This is a genomic window from Duganella sp. CF517, from assembly GCF_900110275.1.
Taxonomy (GTDB): Bacteria; Pseudomonadota; Gammaproteobacteria; order Burkholderiales; family Burkholderiaceae_D; genus Rugamonas.
On record NZ_FODC01000007.1, the window covers coordinates 235,673 to 260,989 of the forward strand.

Below are 25,317 nucleotides of genomic sequence, written 5' to 3' on the forward strand. Positions count from 1 at the left end.
AAGCGAGCGAATTTTGAACCTGTCCCAAGACCATCTGTCAGTCCGCACCACCTGCGCCTATTGCGGCGTCGGTTGCGGTGTGAGCGCCACCCCCAAGGGCGACGGCACGGTCACCATCGCCGGCGACAAGCTGCACCCCGCGAACAAGGGGCGCCTGTGCGTCAAGGGTTCGGCGCTGGGCGAGACGGTTGGCCTGGACGGCCGTCTGCTGTATCCGCAGGTTCGCGGCGATGAGGGCCTGCGCCGCGTCTCGTGGGACGAGGCGCTGGACAAGGTCGCCGGCACCTGGCGCGCCATCATCGACGAGCATGGCCCGGACGCGGTGGCCTTGTACGTCTCCGGGCAATTGCTGACCGAGGACTACTACGTCGCCAACAAGCTGATGAAGGGTTACATCGGCAGCGCCAACATCGACACCAACTCGCGCCTGTGCATGTCGTCGGCGGTGGCCGGCTACAAGCGCGCCTTCGGCGAGGACCTGGTGCCGCTGTGCTACGACGATCTGGAACTGGCCGACATGGTGGTGCTGGTCGGCTCCAACACCGCCTGGTGCCATCCGATCCTGTTCCAGCGCATCCTGAAGGCCAAGGAGCAGCGGCCGGAGATGAAGATCGTCGTCATCGACCCGCGCCGCACGGCGACCTGCGAGCTGGCCGACCTGCACCTGCCGGTGAAGGCGGGCACCGACGTCTGGCTGTTCAACGGCTTGCTCAGCTATCTGAATCGCATCGGCGCGGTCGATCCGGCCTTCGTGGCCGACCACACCAACGGCGTCGACGCGGCGCTCGCCACCGCCAACGCCGATTGCAGCGACCCGGCCGTCGTGGCCAGGATCTGTCGCATCGAGCTGCCGGTGCTGATGGAGTTCTACGAACTGTTCGCGTCCACGCACAAGACCATCACCGCCTACTCGATGGGCGTGAACCAGTCGTCTTCCGGCACCGATAAGGTCAACAGCATCATCAACTGCCACCTGATCGGCGGCCGCATCGGCCAGCCGGGCATGGGGCCGTTCTCGATCACCGGCCAGCCCAACGCCATGGGCGGGCGCGAAGTGGGCGGCCTGGCCAACATGCTGGCGGCGCACATGGACCTGGACCGCGCCGACCACCGCGAAGTGGTGCAAACCTTCTGGGAATCGCCGGCCATGGCCGACAAACCAGGCCTGAAGGCGGTCGATCTGTTCAAGGCGATCGAGGACGGCAAGGTCAAGGCGGTGTGGGTAATCTCGACCAATCCCGTGGTCAGCATGCCGGACGCCGACCAGGTGCGGCGCGCGCTGGAAAAGTGCGAATTGGTGGTCGCCACCGACATCATGCAAAACACCGACACCAACGCCTACGCCGACGTGCTGCTGCCGGCGCTGGGCTGGGGCGAGAAGGAGGGCACGGTCACCAATTCCGAGCGCCGAATTTCGCGCCAGCGCGCCTTCCTGCCGGCGCCGGGCGAAGCCATGGCCGACTGGAAGATCCTGGCGCTGTTCGCGCAGCGCATGGGTTTCAACGGTTTCGACTTCGCCGGCGCCAACAGCGTGTTTGACGAACACGCGCGCCTGAGCGGCTTCCGCAACAGCGCCGCCGACGTGCCGCGCGCCTTCGACATGTCCGGCCTGGCGCGGTTGAACAAGAACGAGTACGACGGTCTCGAACCTATACAGTGGCCGGTGCGCCGCGGCGCCGACGGCGGCTTCGATGTGGAACAGCGGCTGTTCGCCGACAAGCGCTTCGCCCACGCGGACGGCAAGGCGCGCTTCATCGTTACCGTGCCGCGCGCGCCGGCCAACGCCATCAGCGAGGACTTCCCGCTGGCGCTCAACACCGGCCGCGTGCGTGACCAGTGGCATACGATGACGCGTACCGGCAAATCCTTCACGCTGGCCGATCACATCTCCGAGTCGTTCGTCGACATCCACCCGCAGGACGCGCTGCTGCACGGCGTGCGCGAGGGCGACCTGGCGCGCGTCAGCTCCGAGTGGGGCGCGATGGTGGCGCGCGTGCAGCACGGTGGCGGCATCCCGCGCGGCACGGTGTTCATTCCGATCCACTGGTCGGGCCAGACGTCGTCCGACGCCCGCGTCGGCGCATTGGTCAACCCGGTGGTCGATCCGGTGTCGGGCGAGCCGGAATTCAAGCATACGCCGGTGCGCATCGAGCAGTTCCGCGTCAACTGGCACAGCTTCATCCTGAGCCGCACCGAAGTGGATCTGGAGAGCGTGGCCCATTGGACCCGCATCCAGGGCCGCGAATTCGCCCGTTACGAACTGGCCGGCCGCAACACCATCTCCGATTTCGGCCCGTGGGCGCGCGGCGTGCTGGGTGTTGATGATCTCGATGCCGACTGGCTCGAATACGAAGACCGCACCGCCGGCGTGTACCGCGCCGTGCACGTGGTGAACGACCGCATCGAACAGTGCATCTTCCTGTCGCCGCGCCAGGACATGCCGTCGCGCGCGTGGCTCGCCAGCCTGTTCGTCAAGGAGCAGTTGAGCGAAATCGACCGCGTCGGCCTGCTGGTCGGCATGCCGGTCGAGAAGGGCGCCGACACCGGTCCGACCGTGTGCTCGTGCTTCGGCGTGGGCCGCAACACGATCTGCAACGCGATCGTCGAGAAGGACTTGCAGACGGTCGCGCAGGTGACGTCCTGCCTCAAGGCGGGCGGCAATTGCGGCTCCTGTGTCCCCGAAATCAAGAAGATTCTTGTGCAAACGCGCGTGGAGGCGGCGGAGGCAAGGTTGTAAATATGGTAAATTAGACTATCGATCGCTTGATCATCACTACAGAGAGCGAACATGTCTATCCGTGAAAACTTCTCCGACGCCGATATGGACCAGTGGCTCAACGAGAACCGAGTCACTGAAATTGAATGCCTGGTGCCCGATCTGACGGGCGTCGCGCGCGGGAAGATCCTGCCGCGCGCGAAATTCACCCAGGAGCGCGGCATGCGCATCCCCGAGGCGGTGCTGGGCATGACCGTCACCGGCAACTACCCGATCGAAAACGCGGCCTACGACCGCGCCATCTCCTCCACCGACCGCGACATGATCCTGCGCGCGGACCCGGGCAGCATCACCACCGTGCCGTGGGCGGTCGACCCCACCGCGCAGGTGATCCACGATTGCTACTTTGCCGACGGCACGCTGGTCGATTTCGCGCCACGCTCCGTGCTGCGCCGCGTGTTGAAGCTGTACGCGGAGCGCGGCTGGAAGCCCGTGGTCGGTCCGGAGCTGGAGTTCTACCTGACCGAAAAGAACATCGATCCCGATCTGCCCTTGCGGGCGCCGGTGGGCCGCAGCGGCCGCGCCGAGACCAGCCGGCAGGTGTACAGCATCGACGCCGTCAACGAGTTTGATCCGCTGTTCGAGGATATCTACGACTACTGCGCGTTGATGAACCTCGATGTCGACACCTTGATCCACGAGACCGGCGCCGGCCAGATGGGCATCAACTTCCAGCACGGCGATCCGCTGGCGTTGGCCGACAACGTCTTCTACTTCAAGCGCACCTTGCGCGAGGCGGCGCTCAAACACGACATGTACGCGACCTTCATGGCCAAGCCGATGGCCGGCGAGCCCGGGTCGGCGATGCATGTGCACCAAAGCGTGAGCGAGGCCGCCACCGGTCGCAATATCTTCAGCGCGGCGGACGGCTCGCCCTCGGCCGACTTCCGCCACTACATCGGCGGCCTGCAACGCTACACGCCGGCGGTGATGGCGATCATGGCGCCGTACGTCAACTCGTACCGCCGCATCGTGCGCCACACCGCCGCGCCGATCAACGTCCAGTGGGGGAACGACAACCGCACCGTTGGATTCCGCATTCCGATTTCCGGCGTCGAGCAGCGCCGGGTCGAAAACCGCATCATCGGCGCCGACGCCAATCCGTATCTGGCGATGGCGGTGACGCTGGCCTGCGGCTACCTCGGCATGGTGGACAAACTGGAGCCGACGCCGATGATCTCCGGCAGCGCCTACGACCACGCCTCCGAGCTGCCGCAGGGATTGCCCCAGGCGCTGGAATGGCTGCGCCGCGAGGACCGCATCCGCGAGGTGCTGGGCGAGCGCTTCGTCGACGTCTACACGGCGATCAAGGAAGTCGAGCACCAGGAGTTCATGACCGTCATCAGCCCTTGGGAGCGGGAACACTTATTGCTGCATGTATAGGCGACTTATAGGCGACTATAACTGGCAGCATTTATAATCACGTGTCCAAAAATCGGGCGGCCTGCGGATGACCGCTTCTGATATATTATTAATATCATTTATATTCTTATAACATGACCATAGAGCGAGCTGCTGAACCCTTCCTCCTGATCCGCAATCTGGTTAAGGAATTCGACGGTGTCCGCGCTGTCAACGACGTGTCGGTCGCCATCAACAAGGGCGAGATTTTCGCGTTGCTGGGCAGCTCGGGCTGCGGCAAATCGACCCTGCTGCGGATGCTGGCGGGTTTCGAGACGCCGACCCAGGGTCAGATCACGCTCGCCGGCAAGGACATCGTCAGCGTCCCGCCGTATCAGCGCCCGATCAACATGATGTTCCAGTCGTACGCGCTGTTCCCGCACCTGTCGGTGTGGGACAACATCGCCTTCGGCCTGCGCCGCGACGGCCTGCCGAAAGACGAAATCTCCGCGCGCGTGGAGCAGATGCTCAATCTGGTGCAACTGGCCGCATACGGCAAGCGCAAGCCGCACCAGCTCTCCGGCGGCCAGCAGCAGCGCGTGGCGCTGGCGCGCAGCCTGGCCAAGCGGCCGCAATTGCTGCTGCTCGACGAGCCGCTCGGCGCGCTGGACAAGAAGCTGCGCGAGCGCACCCAGATGGAACTGGTCGGCATCATCGAGGAAGTCGGCGTCACCTGCGTGATGGTCACCCACGACCAGGACGAGGCGATGAGCATGGCGACGCGCATCGCCGTCATGAGCGAAGGCCGCATCCTGCAGGTCGGGCCGCCGGGCGAAATCTACGAAACGCCGAACTGCCGCTTCGTGGCGGACTTCATCGGCAGCGTCAATCTGTTCAACGGCAGCGTGGCGGTCGATGAGCCGGACCACGTCATCATCGACACGCCCGAGGGGCGCCATTACGTCACCCACGGCATCACCGGCACGATGGGGATGCCGGTGTCGGTGGCCGTGCGGCCGGAAAAAATCGCCCTGCAAACGGAGGCGCCGACCCTCGAGCAGCGCGCCAACGCCGGCGAGCATGGCTACAACTGCGTGCAGGGCGCGATCACCGCGATGGCGTACTTCGGCAACGAGACGCTGTATCACGTGCGCCTGGACAGCGGCATGGAGATCAAGGTGTCGCGCACCAACGCCGCCCGTCATGACGACGCGGCCCTCAAGCGCGACCAGCGCGTCTACGCTTGGTGGGACGGCGCCGATGTCGTCGTGCTGACCAGCTAAGGCGGGGCGCGCATGAACTTCCTGAAGAATTTACTGACCTTGCGATGGCTGACCGGCCGCCGCGTCGTCATCGCCGTGCCTTTCCTGTGGCTGACGTTCGCCTTCCTGGTGCCGTTCCTGATCGTTTTGCGCATCAGCTTCACCGAGTCGGACATGGGCAATCCGTTCGGCACCTTGATGACGCTCGTCGACGGCGTCATCACGCTCAAGGTCAAGATCTCGAACTACCTGTTCATCGCCGAGGACGAGCTGTATGTGCTGACGTATCTCAGCTCCCTCAAGTTCGCCGCCATCACCACCGCGCTATGCCTGGTCATCGGCTACCCGTTCGCCTACTTCATGGCGCGCGCCAAGCCGACCGTCCGGCCGGTGCTGCTGATGCTGGTGATGCTGCCGTTCTGGACCTCCTTCCTGCTGCGCATCTACGCCTGGAAGGGCATCCTGGCCAACAACGGCATCGTCAACAACTTACTGATCGGGATCGGCGCGATCAGCGAGCCGCTGCACCTGATGAACACCCAGTTCTCGCTGATCATCGGCATGGTCTACGCCTATCTGCCGTTCATGATCCTGCCGCTGTACGCCAACCTGGTGAAAATGGATACACGCTTCCTGGAGGCGGCCGCCGATCTTGGCGCGACGCCGCTGCAGGCGTTCTGGCGCATCACCGTGCCGTTGTCGAAGTCCGGCATCATCGCCGGCTCGATGCTGGTGTTCATTCCGGCCATCGGCGAATACGTGATTCCAGAACTGCTGGGCGGTCCCGAGACGCTGATGATCGGCCGCCAGCTGTGGGACGAATTCTTCACCAATAACGACTGGCCGCTGGCGTCCTCCGTGACGGTGGTGGTGATCCTGCTGATCCTGGTGCCGATGGCGATCTTCAATAAATACAAGGCAGAGCAGGAGGCCCGCTCATGAAAGGCAATACCACTTTTATGCAGCGCTGGTTCGGGCGCGGCTGGCTGTCGATGGGCTATCTGTTCCTGTATCTGCCGATCGTCGTGCTGGTGGTCTTCTCGTTCAACAGCTCGCGCCAGGACATGGTGTGGAGCGGCTTCTCGCTGCAATGGTACGCGGCGCTGATGAACGACACGGAGATCATCAGCGGCCTCGGACTGTCGCTGCGCATCGCGCTGATGACCGCCTGCGCATCGGTGGTGCTGGGCACCTTCGCCGCCTTCGTGCTCAATCGCTATCACCGCTTCACCGGCCGCACGCTGTTCGCCGGCATGGTCAGCGCGCCGCTGGTGATGCCGGAGGTGATCATCGGCCTGTCGCTGCTGCTGATGCTGGTGTCGGTGCAGAAGGTGTTCGGCTTCCCCGAGCGCGGCATGATGACGATCTGGATTGGCCACACCTTGCTGGGCATGGCCTACGCGGCGGTGGTGGTGCAATCGCGCCTGCAGGAGATGAACAAGTCGCTCGAGGAGGCGGCGATGGATTTGGGTTGTCGGCCGTATCAGGTGTTCTTCCTGGTGACGCTGCCGAACATCAAGCAGGCGCTGGGTTCCGCGTGGCTGCTGACGTTCACCTTGTCGCTTGACGACGTGGTGTTGTCAGCTTTCCTGTCCGGGCCCGGATCGTCGACGATGCCGATCGTGATCTTCTCGCGTGCTCGTCTGGGCCTGGACCCGCGCGTGAACGCGGTGGCAGCGCTGACCATCCTGGTGGTCACCATCGGCGTGATCGCGTCGAGCCTCTACATCGCCCGCAACGAGCGGCTGCGCCAGAAGCAGATTTCGTCGGCCGCCAAGGGTTGAACGTGAATCATCCGGGGGCGCCGGGCCAGGGCGTCTTCGGATGGTGATCCACGCGCTGCTCCGAGCGCGATTTCATTAGTCCGAGAATCGAACGGTGAAAGTCCTTCAAAACCATTTTGCCCCACAGGTTGCCATACGCTTGCAAGCGCGACTTGTTGATGAACCGCGTCGTCATGCTTAGATCGGTGCCGCCGTCCGAAGTCGGTTTCAGTGCATAGCCGCCATCGACTAGTTCGAAATATCGACCATTGATCTCAACATGTTCGTCAAGCGCCTCGCGTGGAATCGCGCCCTTCGGGACGACGAAGCGGTATCGCAGGGCTTGCGGCATGGCCGATTCGGTGATCACCTCGTGGAACCACACTCCCTTTTCCCAACGGCTGGTACGCACGCTGCCAGGGCCGCCACTGCCGCTCATTTGCGCTTCGAGCGGCTTCGGTAGTCCGACCAGATGCACGAAAGTGAATCCCAGCTCGCTCGGTTTGATGTCGCGAACGTCCGCCAGCTTATTGAATACCGCCTCGGGCGACGCATCGATGTGGATGGTGTTGCTCACGGTTTGTATGCTGCGCTCGGGCGGCAGCAGGCTCTCGAGCGGTCCAATCAGGAATGGCAGCAGCGCCAATGTTGGCAGCGTTGAGCGGTTGATCCGCGAGTGATTGTGGATCGCGCCTCCGATCAGGCCACCCAGAATGCCGGCGATCATGAAAACTGGTACGACCAGCACGATGCAGAGCAGACCCTCCACGAACGTTACGAACATCGAAATCAGGAACAGCGCCATCGCGGAACTCGCGAGGCCAACCTGGCGGGAAGGTTCGATCCGCGTTCCACGCTCCGCTCCCCACAGCACAGCGATCGCGCCGACACTGAAGGGACATACGAACAGGAAGGCGGCGGAAATCGCATTCAAGAACGAATGCACCTCGGGATCGGCCAATCCAAGCCGGACCGCCAGGCCGTAGGCCGCGCCGATGAGAACACCCGCTATCTTTTTTTTGTATGGGGATGGGGTTCTCAACGGCGTACCTCCGACTGGATGATGGTGGCCAGAATCCGGCCATAATGGGTGATCTGCTCCGGCGTGCAGTAGGCGTAGCCGACCAGCAGGCCGCGCCGCGTCGGCGGCGACAGATAATAGGTTGAAAGCGCCTTGACCTGGATGCCCGCTTCCGCGGCCTTGCGCTCCAGCGCCACGTCGTCCGCGTTGCCGGGCAGTTGCACCACGAGGTGCAGTCCCGATTCCTCGCTGGAGATGGTGACGCGGCCATCGAGGCGCGATCCGAACTGGTTCACCAGCGTGCGTCGCAGCAGCTCGCGCCGGGCGCCGTAGGTCTGGCGGATCTTGCGCAGGTGCGCGGTGAAGTGGCCGAGCGAGATAAAATCGGCCAATGCCGCCTGCACCATCAACTGGCCGGGCCGCTGCAAATCGTACAGCGCGGTCTTGAAGCCGTCGATCAGCCCGGGCGGCACCACCAGATAGCCGATCTTGATGCCGGGGTAAAGCGCCTTGGAGAAGGTGCCCATGTAGAGTACCCGGTCGTCGTTGTCCAGCCCTTGCAGCGCTGCCAGCGGCCGGCCGGTGTAGCGGAACTCGCTGTCGTAGTCGTCCTCCAGTATCCACGCGTCCTTGCGCACGGCGACATCGAGCAGCTCGCGCCGGCGCGCAAGGCTCATGACCGCACCGGTTGGATATTGATGGGAAGGCGTCACGTAGATCAGGCGCGGTTTGGTCGCCAGATCCGCCGCCTTGATCGCCATGCCTTCGCCGTCCACCGCCACCGGGTGCAGTTTAAGTTCGCGCGCCTGGAACACCCGCCGCGCGCCCCAATAGCCAGGGTCCTCGATCCACGCCGTATCGCCGGCGTCGGCCAGCAACTGCGCGCACAGATCGAGCGATTGCTGCGTGCCGCCGGTGATCAGCACCTGTTCCACCGATACCTTGACCGAGCGCGATAAGCGCAGATACTCGGTAATGGCCTGGCGCAGCGGCGCGTAACCGCCGGCCTGTCCATAGTCCAGCAGGTCGGAACGCAGGTCGCTGCCCACCTCGCGCCACACGCGGTTTTGCAGCCGATGCCAAAGCTTGAGCGGAAACGACGAGAAGTCCGGGTCGCCCGGCGCGAACGGCTGTATCTCGAACTTTGGACCGGCCGCCACGCGTGTGACCTCCTGGCCGCGTTTCGACAACCTGACGGCCAGCTGCGCTCTTTGCGCGGTTCGTCCGCTTTGCGGCGCATGCGACGGACCGCCGCGCATGCTGGCACTGTGCGCCTGCAGGTCGGCCACGTAGGTGCCGCTTCCGAGCCGGCTGGTGACGTAGCCCTCCGCCGCCAGCTGCTCGAAGGCGGCGATCACGGTGTTACGGGCGATGCCCAGATCCGCCGCGAGGTCGCGGCTGGACGGCAGCTTGCCGCCGGCGGTCAACTGCTGTTGATGGATTGCCACCTTGGCCGCCTCGTACAAGCGGCGCTGCTGTGGCAAACGCGGATGGAAGCCGGTTTGCGCCAAGGTTTGGGCCAGCAGCTCGGAGGTGGGGGACATGGCGCGCAAAGTGGTTCTAACAAATATCAACAAGTGGTGCTCACCATGATACCAAAATAGGAATATGATCAAATGTAATTCATGTTAAATCGATAAATATGCGCAGCCCTATCGTTTTGGTCCCAGCCTGCGTCAATCTGGTCGGCGTCCACGCCAGCCACACCGCGCATCTCAAGTACGTTGCCGCCGTGGCCGACGGCGCCGGCTGCACGCCGCTGATCCTACCCGCGCTCGGCGCGGCCACCGATTTCGATGCGGTGCTCGATCTGGCGGACGGCATCATGCTGACCGGTTCCCCCTCAAATGTCGACGCTGCCCTGTACGGACAATCGGTGCTCGATCCCTCGCTGCCGCGCGACCCCGCGCGCGACGCCACCACGCTGCCGTTGATCCGCGCCGCCCTTGAACGAGGCATTCCGCTGCTGGCGATCTGCCGCGGCTTCCAGGAGATGAACGTGGCGCTGGGCGGCACGCTGCACCAGGCGGTGCACGATGTGCCGGGCATGTCCGACCACCGCGAGCAGAAGACGCTAACGCTTGAGCAGCAGTACGCGGCGTCGCACCGCGTGACCTTAAACCCGGCGGGACGCATGGCACAAATCCTGGGTGGCGTCTCGACGATCATGGTCAACTCGCTGCACGGTCAGGGCATCGCCAAACTGGCGCCGGGCCTGGTGATCGAGGCGCGCGCCGACGATGGACTGGTCGAAGCCTACAGCCTGCCGGGCGACACGGGATTCACGCTCGCGGTACAGTGGCACCCCGAGTGGCGGTTATCCGAGAACCCCGACTCGATCAAGTTGTTCCAGGCCTTCGGTGAGGCCTGCCGCATCTACAAGCAAGGGAGAGACGCATGAAGACCTACGAACAGTGGGCGCGGCGGGTCCCTTAGTGCCCCTATTCGCGACATCGCGCAAGACCACGGCAACGGCGGCCCGCAGGCGGCCGCCCGCACGATCAAAACAACAATGAGAGAATCACATGGCAATCCGCGAGAACTTTACGTACACAGATATGGATCTGTGGCTGAACGAAAAACACGTCACCGAAATTGAATGCCTGGTGCCCGATCTGACGGGCGTGGCGCGCGGGAAGATACTCCCGCGCGGTAAATTCACCCAGGAGCGCGGCATGCGCATCCCGGAGGCGGTGCTGGGCATGACCGTGACCGGCAACTACCCGACCGAGGACGCGGGCTACGACCGCGCCATCTCCAGCACCGACCGCGATATGATCCTGAAGGCCGATCCGACCACCATCACCATGGTGCCGTGGGCCAGCGATCCGACCGCGCAGGTGATCCACGACTGCTACTTCTCCGACGGCCGCCTGGTCGATTTCGCCCCGCGCTCCGTGTTGCGCCGGGTGCTCAAGCTGTATGAGGACAAGGGATGGAAGCCGGTGGTGGCGCCGGAGCTGGAGTTCTACCTGACCGCCAAGAACACCGACCCGGACCTGCCATTGCGACCACCGATCGGCCGCAGCGGCCGCGCCGAGACCAGCCGCCAGGTCTACAGCATCGACGCCGTCAACGAGTTCGATCCGCTGTTCGAGGACATCTACGATTACTGCGAATTGATGAACCTCGACGTCGACACCCTGATTCACGAAATCGGCGCCGGCCAGATGGAGATCAACTTCCTGCACGGCGACCCGCTGGGACTGGCCGACAAGGTGTTCTTCTTCAAGCGCACCTTGCGCGAGGCGGCGCTCAAGCACGATATGTACGCGACCTTCATGGCCAAGCCGATGGCGGGTGAACCGGGTTCCGCGATGCACGTGCACCAGAGCGTGGTCGACGTCAAAACGGGCATGAACATTTTCAGCGCGGAGGATGGATCGGCCGCGCCGATCTTCAAGCAATACATCGCGGGCCTTCAGCGCTACATGCCGTCGGCGATGGCGATCGTCGCGCCGTACGTGAATTCGTACCGCCGCCTGGTGCGCCATACGGCGGCGCCGATCAATATCCAGTGGGGCATGGACAACCGCACCGTCGGATTCCGCGTGCCGGAATCGGGTGTGCAGGATCGGCGCGTCGAAAACCGCATCATCGGCGCGGACGCCAATCCGTACCTGGCGCTGGCCGTCACGCTGGCCTGCGGCTATCTCGGCATGACCGAACAGCTGGAACCGACGCCGATGACCGTGGGCAGCGCCTACGACCTCAAAGTAGAACTGCCGCAAGGCCTGCCGGAGGCGCTGCAGCACCTGCGCGCCGAGGACAAGCTGCGCAGCGTTTTGGGCGGCCGTTTCATCGACGTCTACGCCGCCATCAAGGACCTGGAGCATCAGGAATTCATGACCGTCATCAGCCCGTGGGAACGCGAACACCTGCTGCTGCACGTCTGACCGTCCAACTCTCCAACAAGGAATCACTATGGCTAACAACTCATTGGCACCAAGCGCCGCGCTGGTCGCGTCGGTAAAAAATCCCGCCGCGCCGCAGGTGTACGACACCGCCGCGATCCAGAAGCTGGATACCGCCCACTACATGCACCCGTTCACCGACCACAAGGCGCTGGGCGAAAAGGGCGCGCGCGTGATGGTGCGCGGCGAAGGCATCTACCTGTGGGACTCGCAGGGCAAGAAGGTCCTCGACGGCATGTCCGGCCTGTGGTGCGTCAACGTCGGTTACGGCCGCACCAGCATCTCTGAAGCGGTGTACCGGCAGATGGAGACGCTGCCGTTCTATAACAGCTTCTTCAACACCACCAACGTGCCGGCGGTGGAGCTGGCGGCCAAGCTGGTAAAGGTATCGCCGCCGCAGTTCAACCACGTCTATTTCACCGGCTCCGGCTCGGAAGGCAACGACACCAATCTGCGCATGGTGCGCCGCTACTGGGACGTGTTGGGCTACAAGGAACGCCACACCATCATCAGCCGCCACAACGCCTATCACGGCAGCACCGTCGCCGGCGCTTCGCTGGGCGGCATGGACGGCATGCACGCGCAGGGCGGCTTGCCGATTCCCGGCATCGTCCATATCGGCCAGCCCAATTACCTGGAGTCCGGGCGCGGCATGACCGAGGACGAATTCGGCATCGAGGCCGCTTCGTGGCTGGAGCAGAAAATCCTGGAGGTCGGCGCCGACAAGGTGGCGGCCTTCATCGGCGAGCCGGTACAGGGCGCCGGCGGCGTGATCATCCCGCCCGCCACCTACTGGCCCGAGATCCAGCGCATCTGCGACAAGTACGGCATCCTGTTGATCGCCGACGAGGTGATCTGCGGCTTCGGGCGGCTCGGCAAGTGGTTCGCGTCGGAGCTGTTCGGCATCAAGCCCGATCTGATCACCTTCGCCAAGGGCGTCACGTCCGGCTACGTGCCGCTGGGCGGTGTGCTGGTCGGCGACCGTGTGGCCGATGTGCTGATCGGGCAGGGCGGCGAGTTCAATCACGGCTTCACCTATTCCGGCCACCCGGTGGCCTGCGCGGCCGCCCTGGAAAATATCCGCATCATCGAAGACGAGAAGCTGGTCGAGCGCGTCGCCAACGAAACCGGGCCATATCTGAAGAAGCGCTTTGCGGAACTGTCGGACCATCCGCTGGTCGGATACGCTGACAGCTGCGGCTTCGTCGCGGGCCTGAATCTGGTGCGCAGCAAGGGAGCTATCGCGCACGACAACGTGACGTTCGACGAGGCGCTGGGCGTGGGCATGGTCTGCCGTGGATACATGTTCGACAACGGCATGATCATGCGCGCCGTCGGCGACCGCATGATCATCGCGCCGCCGCTGGTGATGACCGTGGCCCAGATCGACGAGATGGTGGCGCTGATCCGCAAGTGTCTGGACCTGACCTACGCCGACATCAAGGAACGCGGCTGGGTCTAAACCCGAATTGGATTGGAGCGAAAAATGACGACAAAGATGGTGCCAGCATCGTGGCATGAGCAGGCGGCCGGCCTGCAGATGGATGGCCGCGCCTTCATCGGCGGCCAGCGCGTATGGGCCAAGAACGAACAGCAGTTCGAGAACCTGTCGCCGATCGACGGACGCAAGCTGGGCATGGTGGCGCGCTGCGACGGCGCCGATGTCGACGCGGCGGTCGCCAGCGCGCGCGAGGCCTTCGAAGCGCGCAGCTGGGCGGGCAAGTCGCCGGCCCAGCGCAAGCGCATCATGATCAAGTTCGCCGATCTGGTGCAAAAGTACGGCCCGGAGCTGGCCCTGCTCGAGACGCTGGACATGGGCAAACCGATCAAGTACAGCCAGAGCGTGGACGTGGGCGCGACCGCCAACTGCCTGCGCTGGTACGGCGAGGCGATCGACAAGATCTACGACGAGATCGCGCCGACCGCCGAGAACAGCCTGGCGTTGATCACCCGCGAGCCGGTCGGCGTGGTCGCCGCCATCGTACCGTGGAACTATCCGATGATCATGGCGGCGTGGAAGATCGCGCCGGCGCTCGCCGCCGGTAACAGCGTGGTGCTCAAACCTTCGGAGAAGTCGCCGCTGACGGCGCTGCGCCTGGCCGACATCGCGCTGGAGGCGGGCATTCCGGCGGGCGTGTTCAATGTGCTGCCCGGCTATGGCCACGAGGCCGGCGCCGCGCTAGCGCTGCACATGGATGTCGACTGCATCGGCTTCACCGGCTCCACGCGCGTCGGCAAGCAGATTTTGCAGATGGCCGGCCAGTCGAACCTCAAGCGCGCGTGGACCGAGTTGGGCGGCAAGTCCGCCAACATCGTCTGCGCCGATTGTCCCGACCTCGATGCGGCGGTGGCGTCGGCCATCGGCTCGATCTACTTCAACCAGGGCGAGAGCTGCAACGCGCCATCGCGGCTGTTCGTCGAAGCGTCGATCAAGGACCAGTTCATCGAGAAGGCGCTGGCGATGATGCCTGACTTCCAGCCGGGCGATCCGCTCGACGAGAACACGGTGATGGGCGCCATCGTCGACGCGACGCAGCTGAAAACGGTGATGGGCTATATCGAGGCCGGCAAGGCGGGCGGCGCCAAGCTGCTGTCCGGCGGACGGCAGGCGCGCACCGAGAGCGGCGGCTTCTTCGTCGAGCCGACGTTGTTCGACCAGGTCGACAGCGGCATGACCATCGCGCGCGAAGAGATTTTCGGGCCGGTGCTCTCGGTGCTGGCCTTTACCGACTTGAAGGAAGCGATCAAGCAAGCCAATTCCACGCCCTACGGTTTGCAGGCGGCCGTGTGGACGTCCGACATGACCAAGGCTATACAAACGGCGCGCGCGCTGCGGGCCGGCACCGTGCACGTGAACCAGTACGACGGCGACGATATCACCGTGCCTTTCGGCGGCTACAAGCAGTCCGGCAATGGCCGCGACAAGTCGCTGCACGCGTTCGATAAATACACCGAACTGAAAACCACCTGGATTCAGATAGGCTAGCGAAAAGGGAGACGGCGATGAGCCAGGCAATGAAGGATTTTCTACGCGAGCGCAATATCCACGAGGTGGAGTGCGTGATCGCCGACATGACCGGCATCGCGCGCGGGAAAATCCTGCCGAAGGACTTGTTCCTCAGCGAGGGCGAGATGCGCCTGCCTAAGAGCGTCCTGCTCAACACCGTCAATGGCGAACAGCCGAACAACCTGCCCTACACCGGCGCCACCGATCCGGACATGATCTGCGTGCCGGATCTGGCCACTTTGCGGCAGGTGCCGTGGGCGGCGGAAAACGTCGCGCTGGTGATCCACGATTGCCAGAACTTCGACGGCACGCCGGTCGGCCTGTCACCGCGCGCGGTGCTGCGCAAGGTCCTCAAGCTGTACGCGGACCGTGGCTGGCAGCCGGTGGTGGCGCCGGAAATGGAGTTCTACCTGGTCGCGCGCAGCAGCAATCCGCACGAGCCGCTGACGCCTCCACTGGGCCGCAGCGGCAAGACCGAATCCGGCCGGCAGTCGTACTCGATCGACGCGGTCAACGATTTCGATCCCTTCTTCCTCGAGCTATCGACCTTCTGCAAGCAGCATCAACTGGGCGTCGAGACGCTTATCCACGAAGCCGGCGCCGGCCAGATGGAAATCAACTTCACCCACGGCGACGCGCTGGAACTGGCCGACCGCGTGTTCCTGTTCAAACGCGCGGTACGCGAGACGGCGCTGCGGCACGGGATCTTCGGCACCTTCATGGCCAAGCCGATGGAGACGGAGCCGGGCAGCGCGATGCACATCCACCAAAGCATCCTCGATGCGGCGACCGGCAACAACATCTTCAGCGACAAAAAAGGTGAGCCGAGCCCCCTGTTCTTCAACTATATCGCGGGCCTGGAGCGCTACACGGCGGCGGCCACCTTGCTGTTCGCGCCGCACGTCAATTCCTACCGGCGGCTGTCGCGCTTCATGTCGGCGCCGACCAATGTCCATTGGGGCTACGACAACCGCACCTGCGGCTTCCGTATTCCCAACTCCACGCCGACCAATCGCCGGGTGGAGAACCGCGTGCCCGGCGTCGACGTGAACCCTTATCTTGCGATGGCCGCGACGCTGGCGTGCGGCTACCTCGGCATGGTCGACGGCCTGACGCCTTCCGAGCCGACCGAGGGCAGCGCCGAGCATGTGCATGACCAGCTGCCGCGCAATCTGGAGGATGCGATCTTGCGGCTGCGTGAATGCAAACCCTTGAGCGATATATTGGGCGATCTGTTCGTGCAGGCGTTCTGCGAAGTCAAGGAGCTGGAATTCGCCACCTACAGCCGCGTGATCAGTTCCTGGGAGCGCGAGCATCTGATGCTGCTGGTGTGAGGAGGGGGCGATGCGCAACACACGCGATGGATTGAACTGGCCGCGCGCGCAGGCGCTCGCGGCGCGGGAACGCGCAGCCTACGTGGCAAGCAATCCCGAATCGGCGCGGCTGGCGGCGGAGTCGGGGAGGAATCTCCTGTTCGGCGTGCCGATGCACTGGATGAACGATTGGTCGACGCCCTTCGCGCTGGCGGTGGACGAGGCTTCCGGCGCGCGCTTCCGCGACGTCGACGGCCATGAATACGTCGATTTTTGTCTGGGCGATACGGGGGCCATGTTTGGTCATGCGCCGCCCCCTGTGGCGCGGGCGATCGAGCGCCAGGCCACGCGCGGCTACACGGCCATGCTGCCGTCGGCGGACGCGGCGCCGGTGGCGGCGGAACTGGCACGGCGCTTCGGCTTGCCCTATTGGCAGTTCGCGCTATCGGCTTCGGACGCCAACCGCTTCGTGCTGCGCTGGCTGCGCGCGGCGACGGGGCGCGACAAGGTGTTGGTCTTCAATGGCTGTTATCACGGCACGGTGGACGACGTGTTCGTCGACCTGGTCGACGGCGTGCCGACCCAGCGCGATAGCCTGCTAGGGCAGGTTCACGCGCTGACGGATCACACGGTGGTCGTCGAGTTCAACGATTTGCCGGCGCTGGAAGCGGCGCTGGCGAAAGGCGATGTCGCCTGCGTGCTGGCCGAGCCGGTGATGACCAATATCGGCATGGTGCTGCCGCAGCCCGGCTATTGGGAAGCGGCGCAGCGGATCATCCAGCGTCACGGCACGCTGCTGGTGATCGACGAGACGCACACGATCAGCAGCGGCCCGGGAGGCTACGCCCAGGCGCACGGCATGCGGGCGGACGCGCTGGTGATCGGCAAACCGGTCGGCGGTGGAATCCCCTGCGCGGTGTATGGTTTCACCGAAGAGCTGGCGCGCAGGGTCGAGCAGGCCAAACGCGGCGCGCCGCCGGGCCACTCGGGTGTCGGCACCACCTTGAGCGCCAATATGTTCGCGATGGCCGCGATGCGCGCCAATCTCGAACAGGTCATGACCGACGCGGCATACCGGCACATGTTCGCGCTGGCGGCGACGCTGGCGCAGGGGCTGGGTGACGTCATCGCCCGCCACAAGCTGGCATGGTGCGTGACGCGGGTTGGCGCCCGCACGGAATTCCAGTTCGCCCCCACCGCGCCGCGCAACGGCGGCGAGGCGCAGGCGATCCTCGACGGCGAACTGGAACAGATCATCCATTTGTACCTGCTCAATCGCGGCCTGTTGATCACACCCTTCCACAACATGCTGCTGGTCTGCCCCGGCACCGGCGAGGCCGATGTCGCCCGCTTGCTGTCCACCTTCGACGATTGCCTGCGGGAGCTGGTCTAACAAAACCGCCACTGAAACAATCGGGATACAAATCGACGCACCAACGGCTCAACGATGAGCTCGCTATGTGCTCCACCGAACCGATACGATCGCCCGCCAGGTCTACCCTCGTCAGAGCGCGGGGCCTGCATTTCGACATGCCCGCGCACTTTGACAGTGCGAGGATATGATATGAAAATCGGCATGATAGGTCTGGGGCGCATGGGCGCCAACATGGTCTGGCGGCTCGCCAGGAACGGTCACCAGTGCGTCGCCTATGCGCGGCACGCGGAGACGGTGAAGTCGGTACTGCGCGAGGGCGTCACCGGCGCCTCCTCGCTGGGGGATCTGGTGTCGCAGCTGGAGACGCCGCGCGTGCTGTGGCTGATGGTGCCGGCGGCGTCGGTCGACGCCACGCTCGACACCCTCAAGCCACTAATGCAAGCGGGCGACATCGTCATCGACGGCGGCAACTCGCACTACCACGACGATATCCGGCGCGGCGCGCAGCTCAAGGAGCTCGGTCTGCACTACGTCGATGTCGGCACCAGCGGCGGCACGCACGGCCTGGAGCGCGGCTACTGCCTGATGATCGGCGGCGAGAAGGAGATCGTCGGCCATCTCGAGCCGCTGTTCGTGTCGCTGGCGCCGGGCCACGCGGCGGCCACGCCGACACCGGGCCGCGACAAGCCAAACAGCAGCGCCGAACAGGGCTACCTGCATTGCGGGCCGAATGGCGCGGGTCACTTCGTCAAGATGGTCCATAACGGCATCGAGTACGGCATCATGGGCGCATACGCCGAAGGGCTGAACATCCTCCGCAACGCCAATATCGGCAAACTCGAACACGAAGTCGACGCCGAGACCACGCCATTGCGCAATCCAGAGCATTACCAGTACGACCTAGATCTGGGCGAGATCACGGAGGTATGGCGCCGGGGCAGCGTGATCAGCTCGTGGCTGCTGGATTTGACCGCCGACGCGCTGCTCAAGGACCCGCATCTGGACCAATTCGCCGGCCGCGTCTCCGATTCCGGCGAGGGCCGCTGGACCATCAACGCCGCCATCGATGAAGGCGTGCCGGTGCCGATCCTGAGTTCCGCGCTGTTCGAGCGTTTCAGCTCGCGCGGCAACGCCGAATTCTCCGGCAAGGTGCTGTCGGCGATGCGCGCCGGCTTCGGCGGCCACGCCGAGAAACCGGCCAAGCCATGATGGACGATATCGTTTTTCTGGTCGACTGCGACAACACGCTGATGGACAACGATGCCGTCCAGCGTGACCTGCGCGACCATCTGGAACGCGAGTTCGGCGCCGAGGCGCGCGACCGCTATTGGGAGATCTTCGAGGAGCTGCGCTCGGAGCTCGGCTACGCCGACTACCTGGGCGCGCTGCAGCGCTACCGCGTCGACGCGCTCAACGAGCCGCGCCTGCTGCTGATGGCCGGCTGGTTGATGAACTATCGCTTCGCCGACCGCCTGTATCCGCAGGCGCTGGATGTCATCAAGCACCTTGGCCAGTGGGGCAAGGTGGTGATCCTGTCGGATGGCGACGTGGTCTTCCAGCCGCGCAAGGTGGAGTATTCCGGCCTGTGGGACGCGGTCGAAGGCCGGGTGCTGATCTACATCCACAAGGAGACCATGCTGTGCGAGGTCGAGAAGGCCTACCCGGCGCGCCACTATGTGATGGTCGACGACAAGGTGAGGATACTGGCGGCGATGAAGTCCGGCTGGGGCGATCGCCTTACCACGGTGTTTCCGCGCCAGGGACACTACGCCACCGCGCCAGATGTCGCCAGCTTCACCACCCCCGATTTGACCGTCGAACGTATCGGCGATCTTTTGCAGCACCAGTTGCCGGCGTTCGCCGGCCGTGAAAAGGAGAGCACACCATGAACCCTGCATTGCGTCTGTATGAGCTCGGGCAAAGCCTGTGGCTGGACAATATCACGCGCGGACTACTCACCAGCGGCACGCTGGAGAAGTACATCCGCGAGTACGACCTGAAAGGATTGACGTCGAATCCGAGCATCTTCGAGGCGGCCATCCACGGCGCCGATTTCTACGACAAGGCGATCGCGCAACGCAGCGCCGCCGGCGAGTCGGGGGAGGCGCTGTTCCTGGAGCTGGCGCTGGAGGATTTGCGCGCCGCCGCCGATCTGTTCCTGCCGATGCATAAAGCGTCGGATGGGCATGACGGCTGGGTCTCGATGGAGGTCTCGCCGCTGCTGGTGCACGACGCCGAGGGCACCCTGCGGGAGGCGAAGACGCTGCACGAGCGGCTGGGCCGCCCGAACGCGTTCATCAAGATTCCCGGCACGCCCGAGGGCGTGAAGGCGATCGAGGAGGCGATCTTCGCCGGCATTCCGGTCAATGTGACCTTGCTGTTCTCGCGCGAGCAGTATCTGGCTGCGGCGGAGGCGTATATTCGCGGCGTCGAGCGCCGGCTTGAGAAGGGGCTCGATCCGAAGGTGGCGTCGGTGGCGTCGGTGTTCGTCAGCCGCTGGGATACGGCGGTGAAGGACAAGGGGCCGGAGGGCGCGAACAACACGCTGGGAATCGCGATGGCGCGCCGCACCTATGTGGCGTATCGCGAGTTGCTGGCGTCGCAGCGCTGGAAGCTGTTGGCGGAGCGGGGCGCGTTGGCGCAGCGGCTGCTGTGGGCCAGCACAGGAACGAAGGACCCCGAGGCGTCGGATGTTCTGTATATGACGTCGCTGACGGCGCCGAATACGATCAACACCGTGCCCGAGAAGACCTTGCTGGCGTTCGCCGACCATGGCATCGTCAATGGCAGCATGCCGCCAGAGGGGGGCGATGCGGAGAAGGTGATCGCCAAGTTCGCCGATGCTGGCATTGACGGCGACGAGTTGGCGGAACGATTGCAGCGCGAGGGCGCGGAGGCGTTCAGCAAATCGTGGGCGAAGCTGCTCGAGGTGATAGAGCAGAAGAGCGGGCGGTGAGCCGGTTGACGTAGGGCCGATTACGGCGCGCAGCGTAATCGGCCCTACGTGTTTTACGTGTCAAGCACGTTCGGCGTGCAGGTTCGTTAGCCCAGAACCTGCCGCGCCATCAGCAGCACATTCTCCACCCCGAAACCATACTCCCGCAGCAGCCGCTCACCCGGCGCCGAGGCGCCATAGCCCTCGATCGACAGCACCTTGCCGCGCTGCCCGACGTAGCGATGCCACCCCTGCGCCACGCCGGCCTCGATCGCCAGACGCGCATCGAGCGCCGGCGGCAGCACCTCGTCGCGATACGCCTGCGGCTGATCCTCGAACAACTCCCAGCTTGGCATCGACACCACGCGCGCGCGCACGCCGTCCTCCAACAACCGCGCCTGCGCCCGCAAAGCCAGGTCCACTTCGGAGCCGGTCGCGATCAACACCAGTTCCGGCTTGCCGCCGTCCGCCTCGCTGACCACATACGCGCCGCGCCGCAAGCCTTCGGCCGCCGCATATCGCTCGCGGTCCAAGGTCGGCACGTGCTGGCGCGTGAGCACCAGCGCCACCGGTCGGCCGGACGATTCCACCGCCACCTTCCACGCCACCGCCGTTTCGTTGGCGTCGGCCGGCCGGATCACCACCAGCCCCGGTATCGCCCGCAGGCTGGCCAGATGTTCCACCGGCTGGTGCGTGGCGCCATCCTCGCCCAGGGCGATGCTGTCGTGCGTGAACACGTACACCACTTGTAGCCCCATCATCGCCGACAAGCGGATCGCCGGCCGCATGTAATCCGAGAACACGAAGAAGGTGGCGTTGAACGGCAGCGCGCCGCCATGCGCGGCGATGCCGTTGCTGATGGCCGCCATCGCGTGTTCGCGCACGCCGAAGTGCAGGTTGCGTCCGCGCCGGCTCCAGCCGCCGCCGTTCGATCCCTGGCGGTCGCCGGTGCTCTCGTCCATGCCGTCCGGCTGGAAGTCGCCGAAGCCGGCCAGCGCGGTGAAGGTCGACGGATCGAGGTCGGCCGAACCGCCGATCAGCGCCGGCAGCCTGGCCGCGATGGCGTTGGCCACCTTGCCGGCGGCGGTGCGCGTGGCCACGCCCTTGGCGTCGGCCGGGAACACGGGGATGTCGGTATCCCAGCCTGCAGGCAGCTCGCCGGCGCCGTCGCGCATCAGCTGTTTGAGTTCGCGCGCCTCGTCGGGGAAGGCTTGTTCGTAGGCGGCCAGCCGGTCCATCCATTCGGCCTGGTGGCGCGCGCCGTGGGCGCCACCGTTGGTGAAGGGGCTGGCCGCACCGTCGGGAATCAAGAACGGCGGGTCTTCCGGCCAGCCCAGCGCGCGCTTGGTCAGCGCCACTTCGTCGGCGCCCAGCGGCGAGCCGTGGGCGTCGATCTTGTCCTGCTTGTTGGGAGAGCCGAAGCCCAGGTGGCTGCGCACCAGGATCAGCGAGGGCTTGTGCACCTCGGCGCGCGCGGTGGCCAGCGCCTGCTCGATCGCCTCGATGTTGTTGGCGTCTTCCACCGTCTGGATATGCCAGCCGTAGGCCGCGAAGCGCGCGGCGCGGTCCTCGCTGAAGGTCATGTCGCTGCCGGCCGACAGCGTGACCTGGTTGTCGTCGTACAGGTAGATCAACTTGCCCAGCTTGAGGTGGCCGGCCAGCGAGGCCGCCTCCGACGCCACGCCCTCCATTAAATCGCCGTCGCTGACGATGCCGTAGGTGTGGTGGTCGATGACGTTGTGGCCCTCACGGTTGTAGCGCGCGGCCAGGCTGGCTTCGGCGATGGCCATGCCGACGCCGTTGGCGAAGCCCTGGCCCAGCGGGCCGGTGGTGATTTCCACGCCCGGCGTGTGGCCGCGCTCCGGATGGCCGGGCGTGCGGCTGTCCCATTGGCGGAACTGGCGCAGGTCGTCCAGCGACAGGTCGTAGCCGCTCAGGTGCAGCAGGCCGTAGAGCAGGGCCGAGCCGTGGCCGGCCGACAGCACGAAGCGGTCGCGGTCGAACCAGTGCGGATCGGCGGGGTGGTGTTTCAGAAAGCGCGTCCACAGCACGTAGGCCATGGGGGCGGCGCCGAGCGGCAGGCCGGGGTGGCCGCTGTTGGCTTGCTGGACCATGTCGACGGCCAGGAAGCGCAGCGTGTTGACGCTGAGCTGATCGGTGTTGTTCATGCGTGACTCCTCGTAGCACATACATAGGAGGCCGACGCCGGAATGGGGCGGCCGCCTCCGTCAGGCTAGCCCAGCAATGCTTCCGGCTCTGTGCGGCACGCCACCTTGCCGTGCGCGCTTCGCTAAGAAGAAAAAGCGCTTATCAAAAATGAATATAATATTTGCAATGCTGAAATGACAAGCTTATAGTCGCTACGTCGCACGCAAAAAAACCAGTTGAAGTCTTCGCAAATTAACTTTTGATTAGGAGCGCTATCTTGGGTAAATTGTTTTCCGCCAAATCCGTCCTCGCATCCGCCGTTTTCCTGCTGGCCGCCAGCGCCGCCCATGCCGACATCACCACCTACACCAGCCAGTCATCCTATCTGGCGGCGGTCGGTACGACCGGCGTCGATACCTTCGACGATCTCGAATCCACCGGATACGACGGCCCGCTGACGCGCACCGCCGGCGGCTATGGCTACACGGTCAGCGCGGCGCCGAATTCGGGGGAAATCTGGGGGGCGACCGACGACTTCTCGGATATCTGGCTCACCGGCGGCAACCGCCTGGATCTGGTGACGTTCGCGCCGAGCGCGCCGCTCGCGGGTGTCGGCGGCTTCTTCTTCGGCTCCGACCTGTTCGGGTTTTCGACGCCGGCCGCCTACCTGACTTTGTCGGCCACCGACAGCACCGGGTCGACCGTGAGCTTCACGCTGAACACGCCGAAGTTTAATTCGTTCGTCGGCTTCGTCTCGACGGGCAGCCTGGTGTCCTTCAGCGTCACGGCGGGCGACCAGCCGGGCGTATGGGCGACGGTGAACGACCTGCACCTGTCGGGCCCCGCCGCGGTGACGACGCCGGTGCCGGAACCGGAAACCTACGGCATGATGCTGGCGGGCCTGGGCGTGCTAGGGTTTATCGCCCGTCGCAAACGCCAGCGGGCGTAATCGGCAGCGGGGCATCGGCGGCCGTGGACCGCCGATGCCTTGTTAGAAGCAGTGCTCCAGCGCCGGGAAGCTGCCGTCCTTGACCGCCGCGACATAGGCGCCGATGGCGGCGTCGATGCTGGTCTGGCCTTCCATGAAGTTCTTCACGAAGCGCGCCTTGCGGCCCGGGAAGACACCCAGCAGATCGTGCATCACCAGCACCTGGCCGGTGCAGTCCGGACCCGCGCCGATGCCGATCGTCGGTATCGCCAGCAGGTCGGTGACCTCCTTGCCCAGCTGCGCGGGGATCGCTTCGAGCAGCACCATCGAAGCGCCGGCCTGCTGCATGCGCAGTGCGTCGGCTTTCAGCAGTTCCGCGCTTTCCGTGGTTTTGCCCTGCACCTTGTAACCGCCCAATTGGTGTACCGACTGCGGCGTCAGGCCCAGGTGCGCGCACACCGGAACGGCGCGCTCGGTCAGGAAGCGCACCGTATCGGCCAGCCACGCGCCGCCTTCGAGCTTGACCATGTGCGCGCCGGCCTGCATCAGCTGCACCGAGTTGGCATACGCCGTCTCCGGCGTGCCGTAGGCGCCGAACGGCAGGTCGGCCATGATCAGCGCCGACTTGCTGCCGCGCGCGACCGAGGCGGTGTGGTACGCCACTTCGGCGACGGTGACCGGCAACGTCGATTGATGGCCGTTGCAGACCATGCCGAGCGAATCGCCGATCAACAGGATCTCAACGCCGCAGCGGTCCATCAGCGAGGCGAAGCTGGCGTCGTAGCACGTCAGCATGGAGATTTTTTCGCCGGCGGCGCGCAGGGCGGCAAGCGTGTGCACGGTGACAGCCTTGGTGGCGGCCGCTTTGGCCGGTGCAGGTGAGGTGGTGGCGGCGGGCTTTTGGCTCGCGGCCAGTTCGTTTCCTTGCAAATAACCAGACATGGTGGTTCCTTTAGAGATGAAGTCGGACCGCGATAGTGTAGTCCTGAATGCTATCGCGTGCAGAAGGTCAGGTGGCCGGGGCGATGCCCTGGCCGGCGACGCCGGCCGCGTAATCGCGCGCCGGGCCGCGTCCCGGAATATGGATCGCCGGCGCCAGTTCCAGCAGCGGCACCAGCACGAAGGCGCGTTCGGTCATGCGCGGGTGCGGCACCGTCAAGGTCGGACTGGCGATGACGGCGTCGCCGTACAGCAGCAGGTCCAGGTCCAGCGTGCGCGGGGCGTTGCGGTACGGGCGTTCGCGCCCGTGCGCCTGTTCGATGTCGTGCAGCGCGCGCAGCAGCGCCTCGGCGTCCAGGGTGGTGGCGACGCGGGCGACGGCGTTGATGTAGTCGTCGCCGCCGGAGTCGATCGGCGCGGTGCGGTACAGGTTTGACGTGGCCATCAGCGTGCAGCCGGGCAGGCTTTGCAGGCGTTCGACGGCGTCGGCGACGTTGGCGCGCGCGTCGCCAAGGTTGGCGCCGATGCCGATGTAGGCGATGGTGAAGGCGAAGCCGCCTTCATCCTTTTTGCCGATGATGCCCATGGTCGCGAG

The 25,317-nt window shown here is 64.9% G+C and carries 20 protein-coding genes; 15 read left to right on the forward strand and 5 right to left on the reverse strand.

The genetic code is table 11. From position 1 onward, the window contains the following. Positions 1–13 precede the first annotated feature (13 nt). The 5 genes from BMX85_RS25000 (at position 14) to BMX85_RS25020 (ending at position 7,163) form a co-directional block, all read left to right on the forward strand. A complete protein-coding gene (locus tag BMX85_RS25000) occupies positions 14–2,737 on the forward strand; it encodes a nitrate reductase (RefSeq protein WP_090325264.1) in 2,724 nt (907 codons plus the stop codon). Positions 2,738–2,788: 51 nt separating this feature from the next. Further along, positions 2,789–4,159 carry a glutamine synthetase family protein gene (locus tag BMX85_RS25005; RefSeq protein WP_090325266.1) on the forward strand — a complete coding sequence of 457 codons (1,371 nt, stop codon included), beginning with the start codon at positions 2,789–2,791 and terminating at the stop codon, positions 4,157–4,159. 113 nt (positions 4,160–4,272) lie between these two features. Further along, positions 4,273–5,400: an ABC transporter ATP-binding protein gene (locus tag BMX85_RS25010; RefSeq protein ID WP_090325268.1), complete on the forward strand. Its 1,128-nt coding sequence runs from the start codon at positions 4,273–4,275 to the stop codon at positions 5,398–5,400. Positions 5,401–5,412: 12 nt separating this feature from the next. Then, positions 5,413–6,321 (forward strand): ABC transporter permease subunit, encoded by a 909-nt coding sequence (locus BMX85_RS25015; protein WP_090325270.1) that lies wholly within the window; start codon positions 5,413–5,415, stop codon positions 6,319–6,321. Beyond that, a complete protein-coding gene (locus BMX85_RS25020; RefSeq protein WP_090325272.1) occupies positions 6,318–7,163 on the forward strand; it encodes an ABC transporter permease in 846 nt (281 codons plus the stop codon). The genes BMX85_RS25015 and BMX85_RS25020 overlap by 4 nt, the downstream gene beginning before the upstream one ends. Positions 7,164–7,170: 7 nt before the next feature. On the opposite strand, the gene BMX85_RS25025 is transcribed toward BMX85_RS25020, so the two are convergent. Both BMX85_RS25025 and BMX85_RS25030 read right to left on the reverse strand, forming a co-directional pair. Further along, positions 7,171–8,184, reverse strand: coding sequence for an SRPBCC family protein (locus tag BMX85_RS25025; protein ID WP_143068062.1), 1,014 nt, complete (start codon positions 8,182–8,184; stop codon positions 7,171–7,173). Continuing rightward, complete coding sequence (locus BMX85_RS25030) at positions 8,181–9,707, reverse strand: MocR-like pyridoxine biosynthesis transcription factor PdxR (RefSeq protein ID WP_090325447.1); 1,527 nt, start codon at positions 9,705–9,707, stop codon at positions 8,181–8,183. The genes BMX85_RS25025 and BMX85_RS25030 overlap by 4 nt, the downstream gene beginning before the upstream one ends. A gap of 98 nt (positions 9,708–9,805) precedes the next feature. Here BMX85_RS25030 and BMX85_RS25035 point away from each other — a divergent pair, with 98 nt between their 5' ends. The 9 genes from BMX85_RS25035 to tal all read left to right on the forward strand — a co-directional run bounded on the left by BMX85_RS25035 (position 9,806) and on the right by tal (position 20,728). Beyond that, entirely contained in the window at positions 9,806–10,564 is a 759-nt protein-coding gene (locus BMX85_RS25035; protein ID WP_090325277.1) for a gamma-glutamyl-gamma-aminobutyrate hydrolase family protein, read from the forward strand. 124 nt (positions 10,565–10,688) lie between these two features. Then, complete coding sequence (locus BMX85_RS25040) at positions 10,689–12,059, forward strand: glutamine synthetase family protein (protein WP_090325279.1); 1,371 nt, start codon at positions 10,689–10,691, stop codon at positions 12,057–12,059. Positions 12,060–12,087: 28 nt separating this feature from the next. Then, positions 12,088–13,539 carry an aspartate aminotransferase family protein gene (locus BMX85_RS25045; protein WP_090325280.1) on the forward strand — a complete coding sequence of 484 codons (1,452 nt, stop codon included), beginning with the start codon at positions 12,088–12,090 and terminating at the stop codon, positions 13,537–13,539. A gap of 36 nt (positions 13,540–13,575) precedes the next feature. Continuing rightward, a complete protein-coding gene (locus BMX85_RS25050) occupies positions 13,576–15,063 on the forward strand; it encodes an aldehyde dehydrogenase (protein WP_090325282.1) in 1,488 nt (495 codons plus the stop codon). A gap of 17 nt (positions 15,064–15,080) precedes the next feature. After that, positions 15,081–16,418: a glutamine synthetase family protein gene (locus BMX85_RS25055; RefSeq protein WP_090325284.1), complete on the forward strand. Its 1,338-nt coding sequence runs from the start codon at positions 15,081–15,083 to the stop codon at positions 16,416–16,418. A gap of 10 nt (positions 16,419–16,428) precedes the next feature. Continuing rightward, a complete protein-coding gene (locus tag BMX85_RS25060) occupies positions 16,429–17,790 on the forward strand; it encodes an aspartate aminotransferase family protein (protein ID WP_090325286.1) in 1,362 nt (453 codons plus the stop codon). 171 nt (positions 17,791–17,961) lie between these two features. Beyond that, positions 17,962–18,981: a phosphogluconate dehydrogenase (NAD(+)-dependent, decarboxylating) gene (gnd, locus tag BMX85_RS25065; protein ID WP_090325288.1), complete on the forward strand. Its 1,020-nt coding sequence runs from the start codon at positions 17,962–17,964 to the stop codon at positions 18,979–18,981. Continuing rightward, positions 18,978–19,661 (forward strand): HAD family hydrolase, encoded by a 684-nt coding sequence (locus tag BMX85_RS25070; protein ID WP_090325296.1) that lies wholly within the window; start codon positions 18,978–18,980, stop codon positions 19,659–19,661. The genes gnd and BMX85_RS25070 overlap by 4 nt, the downstream gene beginning before the upstream one ends. Continuing rightward, positions 19,658–20,728: a transaldolase gene (gene tal / locus BMX85_RS25075; RefSeq protein ID WP_090325298.1), complete on the forward strand. Its 1,071-nt coding sequence runs from the start codon at positions 19,658–19,660 to the stop codon at positions 20,726–20,728. Before BMX85_RS25070 ends, tal begins: the two co-directional genes overlap by 4 nt. Before the next feature lie 86 nt (positions 20,729–20,814). Here tal and tkt read toward each other — a convergent pair whose 3' ends face one another. Beyond that, on the reverse strand, positions 20,815–22,875 hold the full coding sequence (tkt, locus tag BMX85_RS25080) for a transketolase (RefSeq protein ID WP_090325300.1): 2,061 nt from the start codon (positions 22,873–22,875) through the stop codon (positions 20,815–20,817). 257 nt (positions 22,876–23,132) lie between these two features. On the opposite strand from tkt, the gene BMX85_RS25085 reads away from it, so the two are divergent. Continuing rightward, positions 23,133–23,804, forward strand: a complete 672-nt coding sequence (locus BMX85_RS25085; protein ID WP_229210659.1) for a PEP-CTERM sorting domain-containing protein — start codon at positions 23,133–23,135, stop codon at positions 23,802–23,804. Positions 23,805–23,846: 42 nt separating this feature from the next. Here the strand turns inward: BMX85_RS25085 and panB are convergent, their stop codons facing one another. Then, positions 23,847–24,725, reverse strand: coding sequence for a 3-methyl-2-oxobutanoate hydroxymethyltransferase (gene panB, locus BMX85_RS25090; RefSeq protein ID WP_177196882.1), 879 nt, complete (start codon positions 24,723–24,725; stop codon positions 23,847–23,849). A gap of 67 nt (positions 24,726–24,792) precedes the next feature. Further along, complete coding sequence (folK, locus tag BMX85_RS25095) at positions 24,793–25,308, reverse strand: 2-amino-4-hydroxy-6-hydroxymethyldihydropteridine diphosphokinase (protein WP_090325304.1); 516 nt, start codon at positions 25,306–25,308, stop codon at positions 24,793–24,795. Positions 25,309–25,317 lie beyond the last annotated feature (9 nt).